Source organism: Chelatococcus caeni (assembly GCF_014196925.1).
GTDB classification, from domain to species: Bacteria; Pseudomonadota; Alphaproteobacteria; order Rhizobiales; family Beijerinckiaceae; genus Chelatococcus_A; species Chelatococcus_A caeni.
In genome coordinates this window covers 230,275-249,737 of sequence record NZ_JACIEN010000006.1, presented here as the reverse complement: position 1 = coordinate 249,737, position 19,463 = coordinate 230,275, and the positions used below count along the sequence as shown (strand labels likewise).

At 70.2% G+C, this 19,463-nt stretch carries 16 protein-coding genes; 8 read left to right on the top strand and 8 right to left on the bottom strand.

The annotated features are described in order from the left end of the window. The first annotated feature begins 23 nt into the window (after window positions 1-23). Window positions 24-905, top strand: coding sequence for a DMT family transporter (locus tag GGR16_RS21295; protein ID WP_343059892.1), 882 nt, complete (start codon window positions 24-26; stop codon window positions 903-905). Here GGR16_RS21295 and GGR16_RS21290 read toward each other — a convergent pair. Further along, window positions 902-1,423 carry a GNAT family N-acetyltransferase gene (locus GGR16_RS21290; protein ID WP_183318010.1) on the bottom strand — a complete coding sequence of 174 codons (522 nt, stop codon included), beginning with the start codon at window positions 1,421-1,423 and terminating at the stop codon, window positions 902-904. The two genes, GGR16_RS21295 and GGR16_RS21290, sit on opposite strands and share 4 nt — an antisense overlap. A 5-nt stretch (window positions 1,424-1,428) precedes the next feature. Beyond that, the gene (gene ubiG, locus GGR16_RS21285) at window positions 1,429-2,214 is read right to left on the bottom strand and encodes a bifunctional 2-polyprenyl-6-hydroxyphenol methylase/3-demethylubiquinol 3-O-methyltransferase UbiG (RefSeq protein ID WP_040403373.1); all 786 of its coding nucleotides are present in this window, start codon (window positions 2,212-2,214) and stop codon (window positions 1,429-1,431) included. Window positions 2,215-2,358: 144 nt separating this feature from the next. Between ubiG and GGR16_RS21280 the strand changes: the two genes are divergently transcribed. The 4 genes from GGR16_RS21280 to prfA all read left to right on the top strand — a co-directional run bounded on the left by GGR16_RS21280 (window position 2,359) and on the right by prfA (window position 8,222). After that, window positions 2,359-3,597, top strand: coding sequence for an aspartate kinase (locus tag GGR16_RS21280; RefSeq protein WP_019400242.1), 1,239 nt, complete (start codon window positions 2,359-2,361; stop codon window positions 3,595-3,597). Window positions 3,598-3,690: 93 nt separating this feature from the next. After that, the gene (locus GGR16_RS21275) at window positions 3,691-4,620 is read left to right on the top strand and encodes a DMT family transporter (protein ID WP_246373229.1); all 930 of its coding nucleotides are present in this window, start codon (window positions 3,691-3,693) and stop codon (window positions 4,618-4,620) included. Window positions 4,621-4,784: 164 nt separating this feature from the next. After that, window positions 4,785-7,049 (top strand): phosphoenolpyruvate--protein phosphotransferase, encoded by a 2,265-nt coding sequence (gene ptsP / locus GGR16_RS21270; protein ID WP_183318007.1) that lies wholly within the window; start codon window positions 4,785-4,787, stop codon window positions 7,047-7,049. An 81-nt stretch (window positions 7,050-7,130) separates the two neighbouring features. After that, window positions 7,131-8,222, top strand: a complete 1,092-nt coding sequence (prfA, locus tag GGR16_RS21265; RefSeq protein WP_019400238.1) for a peptide chain release factor 1 — start codon at window positions 7,131-7,133, stop codon at window positions 8,220-8,222. A 216-nt stretch (window positions 8,223-8,438) separates the two neighbouring features. Here prfA and GGR16_RS21260 read toward each other — a convergent pair whose 3' ends face one another. Beyond that, window positions 8,439-9,074, bottom strand: coding sequence for an HD domain-containing protein (locus GGR16_RS21260; protein ID WP_019402531.1), 636 nt, complete (start codon window positions 9,072-9,074; stop codon window positions 8,439-8,441). 143 nt (window positions 9,075-9,217) lie between these two features. On the opposite strand from GGR16_RS21260, the gene prmC reads away from it, so the two are divergent. From prmC to clpB, 3 genes are all read left to right on the top strand, one after another. Further along, entirely contained in the window at window positions 9,218-10,078 is an 861-nt protein-coding gene (gene prmC / locus GGR16_RS21255) for a peptide chain release factor N(5)-glutamine methyltransferase (RefSeq protein ID WP_246373227.1), read from the top strand. A gap of 440 nt (window positions 10,079-10,518) precedes the next feature. After that, window positions 10,519-11,436, top strand: coding sequence for a DUF4167 domain-containing protein (locus GGR16_RS21250; protein ID WP_183318003.1), 918 nt, complete (start codon window positions 10,519-10,521; stop codon window positions 11,434-11,436). A 283-nt stretch (window positions 11,437-11,719) separates the two neighbouring features. Next, window positions 11,720-14,350 (top strand): ATP-dependent chaperone ClpB, encoded by a 2,631-nt coding sequence (gene clpB, locus GGR16_RS21245; RefSeq protein ID WP_183318002.1) that lies wholly within the window; start codon window positions 11,720-11,722, stop codon window positions 14,348-14,350. 42 nt (window positions 14,351-14,392) lie between these two features. On the opposite strand, the gene GGR16_RS21240 is transcribed toward clpB, so the two are convergent. The 5 genes from GGR16_RS21240 to GGR16_RS21220 all read right to left on the bottom strand — a co-directional run bounded on the left by GGR16_RS21240 (window position 14,393) and on the right by GGR16_RS21220 (window position 19,435). Further along, the gene (locus tag GGR16_RS21240) at window positions 14,393-15,763 is read right to left on the bottom strand and encodes a hypothetical protein (RefSeq protein WP_183318000.1); all 1,371 of its coding nucleotides are present in this window, start codon (window positions 15,761-15,763) and stop codon (window positions 14,393-14,395) included. Window positions 15,764-16,041: 278 nt separating this feature from the next. Further along, a complete protein-coding gene (locus GGR16_RS21235) occupies window positions 16,042-17,205 on the bottom strand; it encodes a GGDEF domain-containing protein (RefSeq protein WP_183317998.1) in 1,164 nt (387 codons plus the stop codon). 132 nt (window positions 17,206-17,337) lie between these two features. Next, complete coding sequence (pip, locus tag GGR16_RS21230) at window positions 17,338-18,297, bottom strand: prolyl aminopeptidase (RefSeq protein WP_183317996.1); 960 nt, start codon at window positions 18,295-18,297, stop codon at window positions 17,338-17,340. 43 nt (window positions 18,298-18,340) lie between these two features. Then, window positions 18,341-19,276 carry a site-specific tyrosine recombinase XerD gene (xerD, locus tag GGR16_RS21225; RefSeq protein WP_183317994.1) on the bottom strand — a complete coding sequence of 312 codons (936 nt, stop codon included), beginning with the start codon at window positions 19,274-19,276 and terminating at the stop codon, window positions 18,341-18,343. 15 nt (window positions 19,277-19,291) lie between these two features. Beyond that, the gene (locus tag GGR16_RS21220) at window positions 19,292-19,435 is read right to left on the bottom strand and encodes a hypothetical protein (RefSeq protein WP_019402539.1); all 144 of its coding nucleotides are present in this window, start codon (window positions 19,433-19,435) and stop codon (window positions 19,292-19,294) included. Window positions 19,436-19,463 lie beyond the last annotated feature (28 nt).

Genomic DNA, 19,463 nt, shown 5'->3' with positions numbered 1-19,463 from the left:
TCTCGACAACGGATCGACCCGCCGTGCCGTTCCCGCCCTCCACGCTCGCCGAACGGCTGATGCCGGCACTTTTCGTCGTCATCTGGGCGACAGGCTTCGTCGTGGCGCGCCTCGTGGCGCCCCACGCTGAACCGTTCACCTTTCTCTTCATCCGCTATTGCCTCACCATAGCCGTGCTCGGCGGCCTGTGCCTCGCCATTGGCGCGCTCTGGCCGCGGACGGCGCGCGGCTGGCGCGACGGCCTCGTGGCCGGCGTGCTGCTGCACGGCATCTATCTCGGCGGCGTGTTCTGGTCGGTCAGCCATGGCCTGCCGGCCGGCATCGCCGCACTCATCGCCGGCATGCAGCCGCTGCTCACCGGGGCGCTCGCCGGGGCCCTCATCGGCGAAAGGGTGAGCCCGCGGCGCTGGCTCGGCATCGTCACCGGCTTTGCCGGCGCCCTCCTCGTGCTCGTGCCGAAGCTCGGCGGCGTCGACGGCCTCGCGCCGATGGCGGTGCTCGCCTGCACGCTCGGCATGGTGTCGATCACCATGGGCACCTTCTGGCAGAAGCGGACGGGCGCCGGCTCGGACCTGCGCACCAATGCCGTCGTGCAGTTCGTCGGGGCGGCGCTCGTGACCCTGCCGGCCATGCTGCTCGTCGGCGAGATGCGCTTCGCGCCCGCGCCGGCGGCGCTCGCCGGCCTCGCCTGGGCGGTCGTCATCCTGTCGATGGGCGGTATCCTCCTGCTGATGCACCTCATCCGCAAGGGCGCGGTGGCGGGCGTCGCCTCCCTGCTCTACCTGGTGCCGCCGGTGTCGGCCGTCATGGCCTTCCTCCTCTTCGGCGAGAGCCTCGCGCCCGTGCAGATGCTGGGCATGGCCATCGCCGCCGTCGGCGTCGCCATCGCGAGCCGCGGCGCTTAAGACGCCACCCTGCGCAGCATGTAGAGCGCGTCCCCGCCGTAGCTGGCGAGCTTGTCGGCAAGTCCCGGTGCGTCGGCCGCCACGAAGCCGTGGCGCTGCCAGAACGGAGCGGAATTGTTGACGGCAACGAGCGAGAGGTTATCGGCACCCACGATCCGCGCCTGCCGCACGAGGTGGGGCAGCGCGGCCCCGGCCGCGCCGGTGCCGCGACCGCGCGGCAACAGGGCGATGTCGTGCAGGTAATAGGTGGTCGCGGCAGGCGGCAGGCGGCCGAGCAGGCTGTCGAGCGGCGGCGGCGCGCCGGCGTGCCAAGGATGGCTGAGGAGATAGCCGGCCGCCTCGCCGTCCCGCTCCAGGATCAGGCAGCCGGCCGGGAAGAGCGCAAGGCGCTCGGTGAAGACCTCCGGCCGTTCGGGAAAGCCCGGATGCACCGCCCGCGCGATGGCATCGACATCCTGCAGGTCCGTCACCGTCATGGGCCGCCAGCCGGCGCCGGCGGCATCGCTGCCCTCGATCATCGTACCTAAGCGCCGGCCTCGCCCGGCCGGGCGGCGACCAGCATGTAGTTGACGTCGAGATCGCGCGACGGACGCCAGCTGTCGGCAAGCGGATTGTAGACCACGCCGGTGCGGTCGAGCACCGAGAGGCCGCCGTCCTCGATGGCGTCGGTGAGCTCGTCCGGCGTGACGAACTTCTCCCAGGAATGGGTGCCGCGCGGCAGCCAGCGCAGGACATATTCGGCGCCGACGATGGCGAGCGCATAGGACTTCAGCGTGCGGTTGATGGTCGCCATGAAGAGCAGGCCGCCCGGCTTCACCACCGCGCAGCAGGCCGCGACGAAGGCGCCGACGTCGGCGACGTGCTCCACCACCTCCATGGCGCAGACGACGTCGAAGCGCTCGCCGCGGGCGGCGAGGGCCTCCACCGTCTCGTCACGATAGGCGATGCCGAGGCCCGCGCGCTCCGCGTGCAGGCGCGCCACCTCCACATTGGTGGTGGCGGGGTCTAGCCCCGTGACCTCGGCCCCGAGGCGCGCGAGAGGCTCGCACAGCAGCCCGCCGCCGCAGCCGATGTCGACGACCGAGAGATCGTGCAGGCAGGTCAGGCTCGCCGGGTCGCGGCCGAAATGCCGGGACGCCTCGTCGCGGATGTAGCCGACGCGGACCGGGTTGAACTTGTGCAGCACGCGCATCGATCCGCGCGGGTCCCACCAGGTGTCGGCGAGCGCGGCGAAGCGCGCCACCTCCCGCTCATCCACCGTGCGGCGCTCACCCGTGCCGTGCCGCGGCTCGCTCCTCGTCCCAGCCATGTCCCTCACCCTTGTCCGGGCCTTTCCCCGCCGTTGACACGGCGGGGGGCTCCCGTCATCTATACGCGCCTTTTGCGTGCTTGGCGCCAGGCTCCTGGTCGCTGTAGCACCTCCCGTCGTCCTGTAAATGGTGTCAGTCCTGCCATGGCCCGTCTGGTGATGAAGTTCGGCGGCACGTCCGTCGCCAATATCGAACGCATCCGCAACGTGGCCAGGCACGTCAAACGCGAGGTCGAGGCCGGCCACCAGGTGGCGGTCGTCGTCTCGGCCATGGCCGGCAAGACGAACGAGCTCGTCGGCTGGTGCCGGGAGGCCTCGGCCCTGCACGACGCGCGCGAATATGACGCGGTCGTCGCCTCCGGCGAGCAGGTGACGGCGGGCCTCCTCGCCATCGTGCTGCAGGACATGGGCATCTGGGCCCGCTCCTGGCAGGGCTGGCAGATCCCGATCCTGACCGACGGCGCCCACGGCGCGGCGCGAATCACGGGCGCCGACGGCTCGCGCATCATCCAGCATTTCGAGGAGCGCAACGAGGTCGCGGTCGTCACCGGCTTCCAGGGCATCCACCAGCCGACCAACCGCATCGCGACGCTCGGCCGCGGCGGCTCGGACACGAGCGCGGTGGCGCTCGCCGCCGCCATCCATGCCGACCGCTGCGACATCTACACCGACGTCGACGGCGTCTACACGACGGACCCGCGCATCGTGCCCCAGGCCCGACGCCTCGACCGCGTCTCCTTCGAGGAGATGCTCGAGATGGCCTCGCTCGGCGCCAAGGTGCTGCAGGTGCGCTCGGTCGAGCTCGCCATGACCCACAATGTGAAGACTTTCGTGCGTTCCAGCTTCGACGATCCCGCCGATCCCAAGCCGGGCACGTTGATCTGTGACGAGGAGGATATCGTGGAACAGCAGATCGTCACCGGCATCGCCTATTCCAAGGACGAGGCCCAGATCACGCTCCGCCGCGTCGCCGACAAGCCGGGCGTCGCCGCCGCGATCTTCGTGCCGCTGGCCGATGCCAACATCAATGTCGACATGATCATCCAGGTCGTGTCCGACGACACGACGACGACCGACATCACCTTCACCGTGCCGGCCGCCGACTATGAGCGCGCCAAGACGATCCTCGAGAAGGCGCGCGGCGAGATCAACTATGCCACGCTGCAGGGCGCGACCGACGTCGTGAAGGTCTCCGCCATCGGCGTCGGCATGCGCAGCCACGCCGGCGTCGCCGCCAAGGCCTTCAAGGCGCTCGCCGACAAGGGCATCAACATCCGCGCCATCACGACGTCCGAGATCAAGTTCTCGGTGCTGATCGACGCGGCCTATACCGAGCTCGCGGTGCGCACGCTGCACTCGCTCTACGGGCTCGACAAGGCCTAGAGCGCAGGCAAGACCGGCCCGGTTTCGGGTGGCCTCCTCCCCGCGCGCGGCTAACGTTCAGGCGGCTGCGACGGGCAGCGATCGAGGAGCACGATGACGGCCACCCCACGCACCCCCGCCATGGGACCAACCGAATGGGCGATGCTGATCGCCCTTTCGGTCCTGTGGGGCGGCTCGTTCCTCTTCATCGGCATCGCCGTCAAGGCCGTGCCGCCGCTCACTATCGTGCTGGCCCGCGTCGGCATCGCCGCCCTCGCCCTCAACCTCGTGCTGCGGCTCTCGGGCCAGCGGCTGCCGATCGACGGCCGCTTCTGGGTCGCCTTCGCGATCATGGGCCTCCTCAACAACCTCATCCCCTTCAGCCTCATCGTCTGGGGACAGGCGCGCATCCCGAGCGGCGTCGCCTCCGTCCTCAACGCCATGACGCCCGTCTTCACCGTCATCGTCGCCCATTTCCTGACGAGCGACGAAAAGCTGACCGGCAACCGGCTCGCCGGCGTCGCGCTGGGCTTTGCCGGCGTTGCGGTGATGATCGGGCCGGCGGCCGTCATGGGCCTGGGTGCCGACGTCATCGGCGCCGTCGCCGTTCTTCTCGCGGCGCTCTCCTACGCCTTCTCCGGCATCTTCGGGCGCCGCTTCCGCGGCTACGGGCTGAGCCCGCTCGTGGCCGCCACCGGCCAGCTCACGGCAACCACGGCGATGATGACGCCGCTCGCCCTTCTCGTGGAGCAGCCGTGGACGCTGCCGGCACCCGGTCTCGGCCCTGTCACGGCGATCGTCGCGCTCGCGCTCGCCTCCACCGCGCTCGCCTATATCCTCTTCTTCCGCATCCTCACCGCGGCGGGGGCGGTCAATCTGTCGCTCGTGACGCTGCTCATCCCGGTGAGCGCCGTCTTCTTCGGCGCCATCTTCCTCAACGAGGCCATCGCGGCGAGGCATCTGGCCGGAATGGGCCTGATCGGCCTGGGTTTGCTCGCCATCGACGGGCGCCTGTTCGCCGCCCTGAGGCGCTCCCCCGCGTGAGGCGGACGGGGAGGAAATCCGCACCCTGATGCGCGCGGCGGCTTGCGGGTGCAGCAAGACCTTGGTTATACGGCTAGTTGAAGCTGTCGGCCGGAGTCGATCATCGGCGCCGGTCCGACGAAGAGGGAACGGGCTGCCAGCAGCCCGATGACGGGAACCGGCTGATGCGAGGCGCTCTCGGTGGCCCGCGCGTTCTCCTGCGCCGCCTCCGCGAGGTCATGGCGGAGCCGGTCCACGCGCAGGAGAAGCTCGACAGGATCGTCATCCAGATCGCCGCCAACATGGTGGCGGAGGTGTGCTCGGTCTATGTCATGCGCGCCGACGGCGTGCTGGAGCTCTATGCCACCGAAGGCCTGAAGCGCGAAGCCGTCCACCTGACGGCCATGCGCGCGGACGAGGGCCTCGTCGGCCTCATCGCCCGCGAGGCCGAGCCGCTCGCCCTCTCCGACGCCCAGTCGCACCCCGCCTTCAGCTACCGCCCGGAGACGGGCGAGGAGATCTACCACGCCTTCCTCGGCGTGCCGATCCTGCGCGCGGGCAACACCCTCGGCGTGCTCGTGGTGCAGAACCGGGCGCACCGCCTCTACAGCGAGGAGGAGATCGAGGCGCTGCAGACGACCGCGATGGTCCTGGCCGAGCTGATCGCCTCGGGCGAGCTGCAGGCCATCGCGACCCCCGGCGCCGACATCGCCATCCGCCGGCCGCTGCACCAGCGCGGCGTCTGCCTCGCCGATGGGGTGGGCCTCGGCCACGTGGTGCTGCACGAGCCGCGCGTCGTCGTGAAGAACCTCATCGCCGAGGACGTGCAGCGGGAGGTGCAGCGCCTCGAGGATGCGATCGCCGCCATGCGGGCGGCCATCGACAAGCTCATCGAGCGCGGCGACGTCGCCCACCACGGCGAGCACCGCGACGTGCTCGAGACCGTGCGCATGTTCGCCAACGACCAGGGCTGGCTGCGCCGCATCCGCGAGGCGGTGCTGACCGGCCTCACCGCGGAGGCGGCGGTCGAGCGCGTACAGTCCGACACCCGCGCCCGTCTCCTGCGCCAGACCGACCCCTATCTGCGCGAGCGCCTGCACGATCTCGACGACCTCGCCAACCGGCTGCTGCACACGCTGGCCGGCACGGACCTCGCGACCAGCCGGGAAGGCCTGCCGGAGAATGCCATCCTGGTGGCCCGCTCGATGGGGCCCGCGGCGCTGCTCGACTACGACCGGGCGCATCTCAGGGGCGTGATCCTCGAGGAAGGCGGCCCGACCAGCCATATCGCCATCGTCGCCAGGGCGCTCGGCATCCCCGCGGTCGGCGAGGTCGAGAACATCACGAGCCTCGTCGAGCAGGGCGACGCCATCATCGTCGACGGCGGCGCGGGCGAGGTGCAGATCCGCCCGGCGCCCGACGTCGAGGCGGCCTATGCGGAGAAGGCGCGGCTGCGCGCCCGCCGGCAGGAGCAGTACCGCAGCCTGCGCGACGTGCCCAGCCGCACGCGCGACGGCCTCGAGATCGACCTCAACATCAATGCCGGCCTCATCGTCGACATGCCGCACCTGGCGGAGACGAATGCCGCCGGGGTCGGCCTGTTCCGCACCGAAATCCAGTTCATGGTGGCGCAGCGCCTGCCGACCACCGGCGAACAGCTCGCGCTCTATGCGAGCGTGCTGGAAGCCGCGCAGGGCCTCCCCGTCACCTTCCGCACACTCGATATCGGCGGCGACAAGGTGCTGCCCTACATGAAACAGGTGGAGGAGGAGAACCCCGCGCTCGGCTGGCGCGCCATCCGCATCGGCCTCGACAGGCCGGGGCTGCTGCGCTCGCAGGTGCGCGCCCTGCTGCGCGCCGGCGCCGGGCACCACCTCAGGATCATGTTCCCGATGGTCGCGACCGTCGAGGAATTCGAGATGGCGAAGGCCATCGTGGCGCGGGAAGAGGCGCATCTTGCCCGGCACGGCCATCCGCCGCCCGCTTCGCTGTCGCTCGGCGTCATGGTCGAGGTGCCCTCGCTCCTCTTCCACATCGACGAGGTCGCGCGCCGGGTCGACTTCATGTCGGTCGGCTCCAACGACCTGATGCAGTTCCTCTTCGCCGCCGACCGGGAGAACCGCCAGGTCTCGGCGCGGTTCGACCCGCTGTGCCGGCCGGCGCTCCGGGCCCTCAAGGTCGTCGCCGAGCGGGCCGACGCGCTCGGCTGCCCCGTCACCGTCTGCGGCGAGATCGGCGGCCGGCCGCTCGAGGCCATGGCGCTCATCGGCCTCGGCTACCGGCGGCTGTCGATGTCGCCGTCCGCCGTCGGGCCCGTGAAGGCCATGCTGCTCAAGCTCGATGCCGGCGCCATCACGGCCGAGATGGAGCGGCTGCTCGCGGGGGATGGTGACCTGTCCCTGCGCAAGGCGCTCCTGCGCTTCGCCGAGGCGAACGACGTCCCGTTGTAGCGACGCTGCCGCGCATCCGGTTCCACGGCTGCGGGCGAGGCCCGGGCAGCCGCATCGAAGCAGCCGCATTTCGGAAAAGCCATGTCCGACCAGATCTTTACTCCACCGCGCGAGCGGCTCGACGCCATCAGGGCGCGGCGCGACATCCTGACCGCGACGCTGGCGGCCGGCGCCGGGGCGGACGATTTCGTCACCCTGTCACGCGAACTCGCCGAGCTCGACCCCGTTGTCGTCGCCATCGATGCCTTCGAGGGCGCCCGGAAGAACCTCGAGGACATCGAGACCCTTCTCGACGACCCCGCGACCGATGCCGAGATGCGCGCCCTCGCCGAAGAGGAGCTGCCGCAGGCGCGCGAGGCGGTGGGTGAGGCGGCGCATGCCCTCAAGCTGATGCTGCTGCCGAAGGACGAGGCCGACGAGAAGAGCGCCATCCTCGAGATCCGCGCCGGCACGGGCGGGGACGAGGCGGCCCTCTTCGCCGGCGACCTCTTCCGCATGTACAGCCGCTACGCCGACCTCAAGGGCTGGAGCGTCGAGATCCTGTCGGAGAGCGAGGGCACCGTCGGCGGCTACAAGGAGATCATCGCCGAGGTGAAGGGGCGCGGCGTCTTCGCCCGCCTCAAGTTCGAATCCGGGGTCCACCGCGTGCAGCGCGTGCCGGAGACGGAGGCCTCGGGCCGCATCCACACCTCCGCCGCCACCGTCGCCGTGCTGCCGGAAGCGGCGGAGGTCGACTTCGCCATCGACGAAGGCGACCTCAGGGTCGACACCATGCGCGCCGGCGGCGCCGGCGGCCAGCACGTCAACAAGACCGAATCGGCTGTGCGCATCACGCATCTGCCGACCGGCATCGTCGTCCTGGTGCAGGACGAACGCTCGCAGCACCGCAATCGCGCCAAGGCCATGGCGCTCCTGCGCTCGCGGCTCTACGACGCCGAGCGCCAGCGCAAGGACGCGGAGCGCGCCGCCGACCGGCGGGCGCAGGTCGGCTCCGGCGACCGCTCCGAGCGCATCCGCACCTACAACTTCCCGCAGGGACGCCTCACCGATCACCGCATCGGCCTCACCCTCTACAAGCTCGAGGAGGTGATGATGGGCACGGCCCTCGACGAGGTGATCGACGCCCTGACGACCGAGCACCAGGCGGCGCAGCTCGCCGCGCAGGAGGGATAAAGGAGCGCAGGACACCGCCAAGCGCGCGGCCCATCCCCTCCCCCCGCCTGCGGCGGGGAGGGTTAGGGGTGGGGGGCAGTGCCGCCCCACGACGCTGGTGCTTCTTGGCGTGCGACCGGTTTCGAACAGCCTGCCTGCTGACCCGCCCCCCACCCCGACCCTCCCCGCCACTTCGTGGGGGAGGGAGAAGGCACGTGTCGCCCAGCGAAGCTGCCTTCATATCTCCGCCCGGAATCCCTCCAGGAAGCCGCGCATCGCCGCCATGCGCTCCTGCGCGCGGCGGCGGCCGGCCGGGGTCTGAAAGCCGTCGCCGAGACGCAGCAGCTTCTCCGGGAAGTGGTCGAGCGCGAAGCGCGTGCCGTCGAGCGGGCGGTGCGCCGCGTCGGGGTCGTCGAGATCGTAGAGCGCGGAGCCGAGGCGGCCGGCGATGTAGAAGCAGCGCGCGACGCCGATGAAGCCGATGGCGTCGAGCCTGTCGGCGTCCTGCACGATCTTCGCCTCCAGCGTGCGCGGCGCGATGCCGGCCGTGAAGCTGTGCGCCTCGATGGCATGGACGACGTCGGCGACCTCCTCCACCGGCCAGCCGAGCCCGGCGAGGATCGCGGCGGCGCGCTCGCCGGCGAGACGGGAGGCGCGGCTGCGCTGCGGCGCGTTCTTCTCCACATGGACGCAGTCGTGCAGCAGGACCGCCGCCGCGACGACCCTGGCCTCCCCGCCTTCCTCGGCCTGAATGGCGAAGGCGTTGTGCCACACCCGCCGCAGGTGGCCGAGGTCGTGCGAACCGTCGGACGAGACCGGCAGATGCGGCAGGAGGGCTTCGGCGAGCTGCTCGAAGGGAGAGAAGGCTTGCATGCGGAGGTTCCGAGGCGGATAAGACGGCGCCTTATGCAGGCCCAGCGGCCCGCGAACAAGCGGGCACCACATGTCCCCTCCTCCGTTTGCGATGGAGCGGGAGAATCACCCCGACGACCATGCCCATTCCGGTTCCGCCCTTGATGCCGACCACGACGCGCCAGGAAGCCCTGCGGCACTTGCGCACGTCCTTCGCGGCAGCCGGCATCGACAGCCCGGCGCTCGACGCCCGCCTTCTCCTGCTGGCAGCACTCGGCATCGCCGGCGCGGAGCTCGCCGCCACACCGGCGGAGCCGCTCGGCGAAGCCGGCTCGAAGCACCTCGCCGCCTTTGCGGCGCGCCGGCTCGATCGCGAGCCGGTGGCGCGCATCCTCGGCGAGCGGGAGTTCTGGGGCCTGCCCTTCCGTCTGTCGCCCGCGACTCTCGAGCCGCGGCCCGATACCGAGACGCTCGTCGAGGCGGTGCTGAAGACGCTCAGGGCGCAGGGCCGCGCCGATGCGCCGCTCGCCATCGTCGACGTCGGCACCGGCACCGGCTGCATCCTCCTCGCCCTGCTGCACGAACTGCCGCAGGCGACGGGCCTCGGCATCGACCGCGCCCTGGAGGCGGCGCAGACGGCCCGCGGCAACGCCGAGCGCCTCGGCCTCGCCGCCCGGGCGCATTTCATCGTCGGCAACTGGTCCACGGCCGCTGCGGGGCCGGTCGACGTCCTCGTCTCCAACCCGCCCTATATCGAGAGCGCCGTGATCCCCGGGCTCGCGCCGGAGGTGCGGCAGTACGACCCGCTCCTTGCCCTCGACGGCGGTCGCGATGGACTGGATGCCTATCGGGCCCTGGCGGCGGACGCACCGCGTCTCCTCGCGGCGGGCGGTCTTGCGGCGCTCGAAGTCGGCGAGGGGCAGGACGGAGCCGTCGCAGGCCTCTTCGCCGGGCGCGGACGGATAACGGTCCATGCCGACCTCGGGGGCATCGCCCGCACGGTCCTCGTCGAGGCGGACCGCTGAGCCTGCCAGCGAAGGCCACCCGCCGGGCCGGAGCGCAAAAAAGGCTTGGCGGTCACGGTCAAAGCCGCTAGTGTCCGGTCAGGAATCGCGCTCCACGACAAATGATCTGGCTTCAGCAAGCCCGGTCGAGGTTGCGACAGCAAGCCTCCGGGTCGGCGCGAACATCAAGTCTTCGGAGTGCCGGGATGCGTCTGCGCCTGGCATGAAGCGTCGGACGACGAGGCGACGTCGGTTCGGCGCGGCCGGGGAAGTATCCGGAGAGCTCGCTCGCCCTCGGATCATTGCCGCTGTTACATGACGTTCTCGGCTGACAAGCCCCTTCGGTTCGGCATGCGATCCGAACCAACCGGCTCGCTCAATGCCTCTCGGCGGTCTTCCGCCCGGGATGGTCTGCGGCGTCGGGATGTCATGCGGTTCAGGAAGCTTCAAAGAGACAATAGATGAGACCAGGTCAGAACAGGCGTATGCGGGGGCGCAACCGCAAGGGTCCCAACCCGCTGACGAGAAGCTACGAGTCGAACGGTCCGGACGTGAAGGTGCGTGGCACCGCCCAACATATCGCCGAGAAATACAGCCAGTTGGCGCGCGACGCCCAGGCTTCCGGCGATCCGGTCGCGGCCGAGAATTATTTCCAGCACGCGGAACATTATTTCCGCATCATCGCGGCGGCGCAGTCGCAGCTGCAGCAGACCTACGGCGGCTTCCAGCGGCCGTATGACGACGAGCGCGACGATCTCGATGCCGAGGAAGGCAACGGTTTCGGCTACGGCCAGGGGCAGGGCCAGCCGGCCGTGCACGAGCTTGGCGCTCCCCAGCCGGACGTCCGCGGCGAGACCTTCGCCGACGACGACGGCGAGGCCCGGCCCGAGCGCCCGCAGCGCTTCGAGCGTGGCCCGCGCGGCGACCGCCAGATGCGCCAGGACCGCGGCGAGCGGCAGGACCGCGGTGATCGTCCGGAACGAGGCGAGCGCCAGGACCGCAGCGACCGCCAGGACCGCGGCGACCGCCAAGAGCGCGGCGAGCGGCGCGAGCGCGGCCCCCGGCCGGCCTATGTGAACGGCAATGCCGCGGGCGAGGCGCGGCGCGCCGAGAGCGAGGAAAAGGCCGGCCTGCCGGCTTTCCTGACGACGCCCGTGCGCACGCCGATCGCCCCGGTCGACGAGGATGAGGCGCCCGCCTCGGCGAATGAGCCGGCGGCTGCCGAAGAGGCAGCCCCCAAGCGCACGCGCCGCCGCAAGGCCGCCGCGCCGGCCGAGGAGGCTGCCGTCGAGAGCGCTCCGGCGGAGGAGAAGCCCCGCGCCACCCGCCGTCCCCGCGCCCGCAAGGCCGCCGACGACAAGGTGCCCGCCGGCGAGTGAGCCCGAGCCATCGTAACGACTTCGCAAAAGGCGGGCCACGAGCCCGCCTTTTTCGTTTTGGCGCGGCCGTGTCGGCCTTTTCGCGGATAAGCGGATTGCATCGGCGCCCGCCCTCTTGATGTGGCTACTGTGCAACACCTACATGATTGACGCGGCGCAATGACCGATGCCGCAGCCGTACCGAGGATCGCCGCAACGGGGTCTTCCGGCCGGCAAATCCGTTGAATGGGGGGCGCCTTCCCGGGCATCATCTGGCGGGCGGCGTGGCCTCGAGGAGGTATTGATGAACGTCGACAAGTACACCGACCGCTCGAAGGGCTTCCTGCAGTCCGCGCAGGCGCTCGCCCTGCGCGAGGGCCACCAGCAGTTCTCGCCCGAACATCTCCTGAAGGTGCTGCTCGACGATCCCGAAGGGCTCGCGGCCGGCCTCATCGACCGCGCCGGCGGACGCTCGCGCGAGGCGCTGCAACTCGCCGAACAGGCGCTCGCCAAGCTGCCGAAGGTGGAGGGCGGCTCCGGCCAGCTCTATCTCTCGCCCGGTCTTGCCCGGGTGTTCGACACGGCCGAGAAGGCGGCGGACAAGGCGGGCGACAGCTTCGTCACCGCCGAGCGGCTGCTCATCGCCCTCGCCATCGAGAAGGACACCGAGGCCGGCAAGGCGCTGGCGAAGGCCGGCGTCACGGCCCAGGGCCTCAATGCCGCCATCGAGGCCCTGCGCCAGGGCCGCAAGGCCGACACCGCCTCGGCCGAGGAAGGCTACGACGCCCTCAAGAAATATGCTCGCGACCTCACCCAGGCGGCGCGCGAGGGCAAGCTCGATCCCGTCATCGGCCGTGACGAGGAGATCCGCCGCACCATCCAGGTGCTGTCGCGGCGCACCAAGAACAACCCCGTGCTCATCGGCGAGCCCGGCGTCGGCAAGACGGCCATCGTCGAGGGCCTCGCCCTCAGGATCGTCGACGGCGACGTGCCCGAGAGCCTGAAGGACAAGCGCCTGCTCGCCCTCGACATGGGCTCGCTCATCGCCGGCGCGAAATATCGCGGCGAGTTCGAGGAGCGGCTGAAGGCCGTGCTGCAGGAGGTGCAGGCGGCCGAGGGCGGCATCATCCTGTTCATCGACGAGATGCACACGCTCGTCGGCGCCGGCAAGGCGGACGGGGCGATGGACGCCTCGAACCTGTTGAAGCCCGCGCTCGCCCGGGGCGAATTGCACTGCGTCGGCGCGACGACCCTCGACGAATACCGCAAGCACGTGGAGAAGGACGCGGCGCTCGCCCGGCGCTTCCAGCCCGTCTTCGTCTCCGAGCCGACGGTGGAGGACACGGTCTCCATCCTGCGCGGCCTCAAGGAGAAGTACGAGCAGCACCACGGCGTGCGCATCCAGGACGCAGCGCTCGTCGCGGCCGCGACCTTGTCGAACCGCTACATCACCGACCGCTTCCTGCCCGACAAGGCCATCGACCTCGTCGACGAGGCGGCGGCGCGCCTTCGGATGCAGGTCGATTCCAAGCCGGAGGAGCTCGATTCGCTCGACCGCGAGATCGTGCGCCTCAAGATCGAAGCCGAGGCCCTGAAGAAGGAGAGCGATGCCGCCTCCAAGGACCGGCTCGTGCGCCTCGAGAAGGAGCTCGCCGAGCTCGAGGAGCAGTCCTCGGTGCTGACCGCTGCCTGGCAGGCGGAGAAGGACAAGCTCGGCCGCGCCGCGGAGCTGAAGAAGAAGCTCGACGAGGCGCGCAACGACCTCGCCATCGCCCAGCGCAAGGGCGAGTACCAGCGCGCCGGCGAGCTCGCCTACGGCATCATTCCGCAACTCGAGCGCGAACTGGCCGAGACCGAGGCCAAGGCCGACGGCAAGGGGGACGGCGCCGGCGTGGTGCAGGAGGCGGTGACGCCCGACAACATCGCCCAGGTGGTGTCGCGCTGGACGGGCGTGCCCGTCGACAAGATGCTCGAGGGCGAGAAGGAGAAGCTCCTCAAGATGGAGGAGCAGCTGGCGCGCCGGGTCGTCGGCCAGAGCGAGGCGGTGGAGGCGGTGTCGACCGCCGTGCGCCGCGCGCGCGCCGGCCTGCAGGACCCGAACCGTCCGATCGGCTCTTTCATGTTCCTCGGCCCCACCGGCGTCGGCAAGACGGAGCTGACGAAGGCGCTCGCCGCCTTCCTCTTCGACGACGAGACGGCGTTGGTGCGCATCGATATGTCGGAATACATGGAGAAGCACTCGGTCGCCCGGCTCATCGGCGCCCCTCCCGGCTATGTCGGCTACGAGGAGGGCGGCGCGCTGACGGAGGCCGTGCGCCGGCGGCCCTACCAGGTGGTGCTATTCGACGAGATCGAGAAGGCGCATCCGGACGTGTTCAACGTGCTCCTGCAGGTGCTCGACGACGGGCGGCTGACGGACGGGCAGGGCCGCACGGTCGACTTCCGCAACACGCTCATCATCATGACCTCGAACCTCGGGGCCGAATATCTCGTCGCGCAGAAGGCGGGCGAGGATTCGGAGGCCGTGCGCGAGGAGGTGATGGGGGTGGTCAAGACCCACTTCCGGCCGGAGTTCCTCAACCGCGTGGACGAGATCATCCTCTTCCACCGCCTGAGACCCGAGCAGATGGGCTCGATCGTCGACATCCAGCTCAAGCGCCTCGCCCGGCTGCTCGAGGACCGCAAGATCACGCTCGCGCTCGACGAGGCGGCGCGCGAATGGCTGGCGACCAAGGGCTACGACCCGGCCTACGGCGCACGCCCCCTGAAGCGCGTGATCCAGAAGAACGTGCAGGACCCGCTCGCCGAGATGATCCTCGCCGGCCGGGTGAAGGACGGCGAAACCGTTCCGGTCACGGCGGTGCCGGAGGGCCTCGTCATCGGCGACACGCCGGTGGTGCGCGAGCGCCGGCCGGCCGGCGTGCCGCTGAACTGATCGCGGGGAGAGGAGCCGCAGCTGAAGCTGCGGCTCCTTGCGTCAGGCGTGGGGCGGAGCGTCGGTCGCTGCCGCCTGCTGCGACTCGCCAGGATCCTGCCGTGGCACCACGACGACCGCTTCGGGCGCCTCCACCTCGCCGGCGGGCCGGGCCGCTCCCCCGGCCCAGCCTTCCAGGGTGCGGGAAACGGTTCGCATCGCGCTTCCCGCCACGGTCCTGACCGCCTCCTTGATCGAGGCGTTGTCGTAGATGCCGGACAGCGGCACTCTCAGGGGAAAGGCTGCCAGCCTTCCGGCCGCATCGCCCCAGAGCCGGCTCGCCCCGGACCCCTCGACCGCATCCTTGACGGCCGTCCTCGTCACGGCATAGGCACTCAAGCCGCCGACGAGCCATCCACCCAGCGCGACATTCTCGACGGACACGGCATCCTTCAGGTTGTCGCCGAGGCTGCGCACGGCATCGTAGGGCAGCAATGCGACCTTGCGGCCGGCGTTGAGGGCAGGCTCGTAGGGCGGGGAGGCCTTCAGGGCGTCGTAAACCTCCTCCCAGTCGCGCCTGCCGAACAGCCACAACGGGCCATAACGGCCGGCCTGGTATTCGATGCCATAGCGGATGCCGTCCTTGATGGCGCCACCCGGCATGCGCAGCGCGTTGTTGACGATCTTGTCGACGACGCCGGCCGTCCTCGGCGAGGAGGCCGCCTCCACCGCGACGGCGATGGGGAGCAGCAGAAGGTTGCGCACCGATCCCGTCTGGTTGGTCAGGAACCGGTTGCGGAAGACCTGCCATTGCCCGAGCTCCATGGCCTTGTTGGCCTTGGCCGCCGGCTCGACCAGCTTTTCCACGTTCGGCGCCAGATAGAACCGGTCACCGACTGCGGGCACCACGCGCAACGACAGCAGATAGCAGCCAAGCACATCGGCCGCGTGCTCGAAGGCTCCCGCCTGCGCCGCCGTGGCGGCCGCCTTGCCAAGCGGATTGCCCAGTTTTTCCGCCTCGGCGAAGAAATTCGGCGTGAAGTCGGCCGCCCATCCGGCCGTCATGGCGGGAACGGCATTGACCGCCCCGCACGCCGCGGCCGTCAGGACATCGCGCCGCAACGCCTTGAGCGCCAGCGCCCTGATGTCCTCGAGCCGCTCTCCTTTTTCGGTCAGGCGACGGCTCACGCCCTCGAGATGCAGGCCGAGGGCCGCGCGCACATCCTCGTCAAGCTCCTGCGGGACGGAGGACGCCAGCCAGGAACCGATGACCTGTTCCTCGGGAATGTCGATCGCGACCGACTGTGCACGGGAAGGCCCCTGCGATGCCGCCGCCCCGTTAATCGGCACCGGATCTCCGAGGTGGATGACCACCGAGCGGTCCGGCCGATAGCTGATCGTCACGCTGGGCGCACCCAAGGGGATCTCGGCCAACGCGGGCCCGCGGACCCGGCGCCCCGATCCCGCCTGCGCCGCGTCCCGGAACCGGGCAGCCGCCGCCCCCTCGCCCGCCCCAGAAGATGGAATTGTATTATTATCCACTTCCATACCCATAATGAAGTCCTCGCGAAATATCACGAACAAGCAAAACGGAACCACGCGGCATAGTACTATACATTCAATAAGTGATATTGGTATTATATATTATATAGTCGCCGACTTGGCATGATGGCATGCAGTCGCGCATCGCATTTGTCACGCGGCGAGCGTGTTCATGTGACCGCCAGCGCCTCGGCGGCCACGGAAAAGCCGTTGCGGCCGCGCTTCTTGGTGGCATAGAGCGCGGCATCGGCTTCCTCGATGATCCGCGCCGGTCCGGCCTCCATGTCGGGCCGCCATTCGGCGATGCCGACACTGATGGAGAGAAAGATCGTCTCGCCCCGCCACAGACAGGGGTTCGCCGCGACGAGGTTGACGAGATCGCCGGCCACGGTCGCGGCCCTGGCGAGATCGGCGCCAGGCAGGCTGACGCAGAACTCGTCGCCGGAGAGGCGGGCGAGCATGTCGCCCTTGCGCAGGCGCGAGGAGGCGAGTGCGGCAAAATGCACGAGGCAGGCATCGCCGGCGGCGTGGCCGTAACGATCGTTGATCTCCTTGAAACAATCGAGGTCGATCAGCAACAGCGAGAAGCCCTGGCCCGTGCGCCGGCCGATCGCCTCGAGGCGCTCGCTCGCCTGCATGAAGCGGCGACGGTTGGGCAGTCCTGTGAGGTCGTCCTCCTGTGCCAGGGCCGCGAGCTCGGAGCGCAGGCGGTCGACCGCCATCAGCACGAAGCCGAGATTCCAGACGCCTCCGCCGAAAATGACGGCGACGAGGAAGACGGCAGCGACCGCATAATACGCCTCCGTCGTCATCAGCCCGGCAAGGCGCAGGCCGTTCGTCGCGAATTCGGCCCCATGGCCGAGGAGGGCGAGGCCCATGGCGGAAGCGGCGACGAGCGCGCCGAGACGCCGCCTGCCGTTTCTGAGAAGGGTGAGCGCCGCCAGACCGACGGCCGCGACTTGGCCGCCGGCCGTCGCCATGTTGAGGCCGGGGCGGCTGTCGAGGAACAGCGCCATGGCGAGGCTCGCGACCACCGTGAGGGCAATGGCCACATCCCAGCGCGGCCTTGCCCCGTAGAACACGCGCACACCGCCCCATGTGACGGCGAAACCGAAGATGATGCAGGCGTTGCCCGCAACGATGAAGGCATTGCCGAAGGGCAACGCCTCGAGCGCCAGAAGGCAGCCGCCGAGCGTGGTGAGAATGCAGCTCGCCAGCCAGTAGCGCGCGGCCTCGAACGTCCAGTAGGCGTAGCAGATGGCCCCCCAGACGAAGGTCAGGGTCAGCGAGTTGAGGAGGATGATGACGTAGAGCGTGAAGAAATCGAGTTTCAATTCATGCCCGCCCGCTGTGGGTCGGGCGCCCGGCCCGATCAGGCACGACACCGGAGCCCTGGGCCCGCCGGTCGATCACCAGATCCTTGTACATGAGCGCGGCGGCGAGGCAAGTGCGGCCACCGGCCCGGCTCACGCCGCCGGCATCTTGCCGACGGCTGCGGCGACCGCCTCGGCCATGCCGGGGTCGCGGGCGTCGTGGCCGGCCCCGCCGACGAGGACGAGTTCGCTGCCGGGCCAGCGGCGCGCGAGGCGCCAGGGCGTCACCAGCGGTCCGCCGAAGTCGAGCCGGCCATGGACGAGGACGGCGGGGATCTCGCCGAAGCCCTCCGCCGCGGCGAGCAGTTCGCCCTCCCCGAACCAGCCGGCATGGCGCCAATAGTGGGTGACGAGCCTCGCGAAGCCGAGGCGGAAGGCGGTATCGTCCCAGCGCGGATGCGGGCGATGGCCGGGATGGACGGCGAGGATCGCGGCCTCCCAGTCGCACCAGTCGCGGGCCGCCTTGCCGTGCACGGCGGGGTCGGGGTGTACGAGCAGGCGGTGATAAGCCTCGACGAGGCTGCCGTCGCGCGCTTCGAGCGGCACCCCGCTGCAGAAGCGTTCCCACGCCTCGGGAAAGAACATGCCGACGCCGCGCGTGATCCAGTCGATCTCCGCGGCGCTCGTCAGGGCGATGCTGTAGAGCACCATGGCCGCGACGCGTTCGCGATGGCGCGCCGCATAGGCGAGCGCCAGCGTGGAACCCCAGGAGCCGCCGAGGACGAGCCAGCGCGCGATGCCGAGATGGCATCTCAGCCGCTCGACATCGGCGACGAGATGGGCCGTCGTGTTCGCCGACAGGTCTGTGCCGGGGGCGCTCGCATGGGGCGTGCTGCGGCCGCAGCCGCGCTGGTCGAAGAGCACGATGCGCCAGCGCAGCGGATCGAAATAGCGCAGCGCACCGGCGGAGATGCCGGAGCCCGGCCCGCCGTGAAGCACGACCGCCGGCTCACCCTGCGGATTGCCGCCGGTCTCCCAATAGATGCGGTGCCCGTCGCCGACATCGAGCATGCCGGCGGCATGGGGCGTGGTTTCGGGCAGGAGGCCTGTCATCCTGCGGCCATACCGCAGGTGCCATGGCGGGCATATGACGCTCTCACCCCTCATCCGCCAGCGGATGCAGGTCGCGCACCATGGCCTTCAGCCGCTCGTCGAGCACATGGGTATAGATCTGGGTCGTGGCGATGTCGGCGTGGCCGAGCAGCTCCTGCACGATGCGCAGGTCCGCGCCGTTCTGCAGGAGGTGGCTGGCGAAGGCGTGCCGCAGCACGTGCGGGCTGACGCGCGCCGGATCGAGGCCCGCGGCGATGGCGAGGTCCTTCAACTCGCGCGCGAAGGCCTGGCGGGTCAGGTGGCCGCTCTCGCTGTCGGCCGGGAAGAGCCAGGGCGAGGGCCTGTCCGCGGCCTCGCCCGTGGCGGCGAGGTCGAGCCACGTCCGCATCGCCCGGCGCGCTGCCTCCGTCAGCGGCACCAGCCGCTCCTTGCCGCCCTTGCCCTTGACGAGGAGGAAGCGCTCCTTCGTGCGCGCCGCGGCCACGGGCAGCGAGACGAGCTCCGACACGCGCAGCCCGGTGGCGTAGATGAGCTCGAGGAGGCAGGCGAGACGGGCGGCGCGGCGGCGCTCGCGCAGGGGGCGCTTCTCGTCGTCGATGCCCTCGTGCGCCGTGGCGATGAGCCGGTCGACCTCGGCGACGCTGAGCACCTTCGGCAGCGGCCGGCCCTGCTTCGGCCCCTCGATGGCGCCGGTCGGGTCGTCGCCGCGATAGCCCTCGGCATAGAGGAACTTGTGCAGCTGCCTGACGGCCGACAGGCGGCGCGCCGCCGAGCTCGCCTTGAAGCCGCGGGCGTGCACGTCCTGCAGATAGGCGCGCACCGTCGCCGCATCCGCATCCGTCAGGCCCGTGCCCGCCGCGGCGAGGAAGGTGGTGTAGTCTTCGAGATCGCGCCCGTAGGCGGCGAGCGTGTTGGCGGAGGCGCCGCGCTCGGCCGCCAGCATGTCGAGATAGAGGGCGATCAACCGGTCGTCGCGCATGGTCAGCTGCCGGGGTCACTTGCCGAGGCGGGAATTGGGAATGGTCACCGTGATCTCGCGCTCCTGCGGCTCGACGAAGGTGGCGAGCGCGAACATGCCGGCATAGACGGCGCCGACGATGAACCCGACGACGAAGAGAAAGCGGAACAGGGTGGGCACGTGTCGGAGCCTGCCGTCAAAATCCATG

Excerpts from the sequence above, each read along its gene's own strand:
- GGR16_RS21290 (WP_183318010.1), bottom strand. The coding sequence starts at position 1,423 with ATGATCGAGGGCAGCGATGCCGCCGGCGCCGGCTGGCGGCCCATGACG.
- ubiG (WP_040403373.1), bottom strand. The coding sequence starts at position 2,214 with ATGGCTGGGACGAGGAGCGAGCCGCGGCACGGCACGGGTGAGCGCCGC.
- GGR16_RS21280 (WP_019400242.1), top strand. The coding sequence starts at position 2,359 with ATGGCCCGTCTGGTGATGAAGTTCGGCGGCACGTCCGTCGCCAATATC.
- GGR16_RS21275 (WP_246373229.1), top strand. The coding sequence starts at position 3,691 with ATGACGGCCACCCCACGCACCCCCGCCATGGGACCAACCGAATGGGCG.
- ptsP (WP_183318007.1), top strand. The coding sequence starts at position 4,785 with ATGCGAGGCGCTCTCGGTGGCCCGCGCGTTCTCCTGCGCCGCCTCCGC.
- prfA (WP_019400238.1), top strand. The coding sequence starts at position 7,131 with ATGTCCGACCAGATCTTTACTCCACCGCGCGAGCGGCTCGACGCCATC.
- GGR16_RS21260 (WP_019402531.1), bottom strand. The coding sequence starts at position 9,074 with ATGCAAGCCTTCTCTCCCTTCGAGCAGCTCGCCGAAGCCCTCCTGCCG.
- prmC (WP_246373227.1), top strand. The coding sequence starts at position 9,218 with ATGCCGACCACGACGCGCCAGGAAGCCCTGCGGCACTTGCGCACGTCC.
- GGR16_RS21250 (WP_183318003.1), top strand. The coding sequence starts at position 10,519 with ATGAGACCAGGTCAGAACAGGCGTATGCGGGGGCGCAACCGCAAGGGT.
- clpB (WP_183318002.1), top strand. The coding sequence starts at position 11,720 with ATGAACGTCGACAAGTACACCGACCGCTCGAAGGGCTTCCTGCAGTCC.
- pip (WP_183317996.1), bottom strand. The coding sequence starts at position 18,297 with ATGACAGGCCTCCTGCCCGAAACCACGCCCCATGCCGCCGGCATGCTC.
- xerD (WP_183317994.1), bottom strand. The coding sequence starts at position 19,276 with ATGCGCGACGACCGGTTGATCGCCCTCTATCTCGACATGCTGGCGGCC.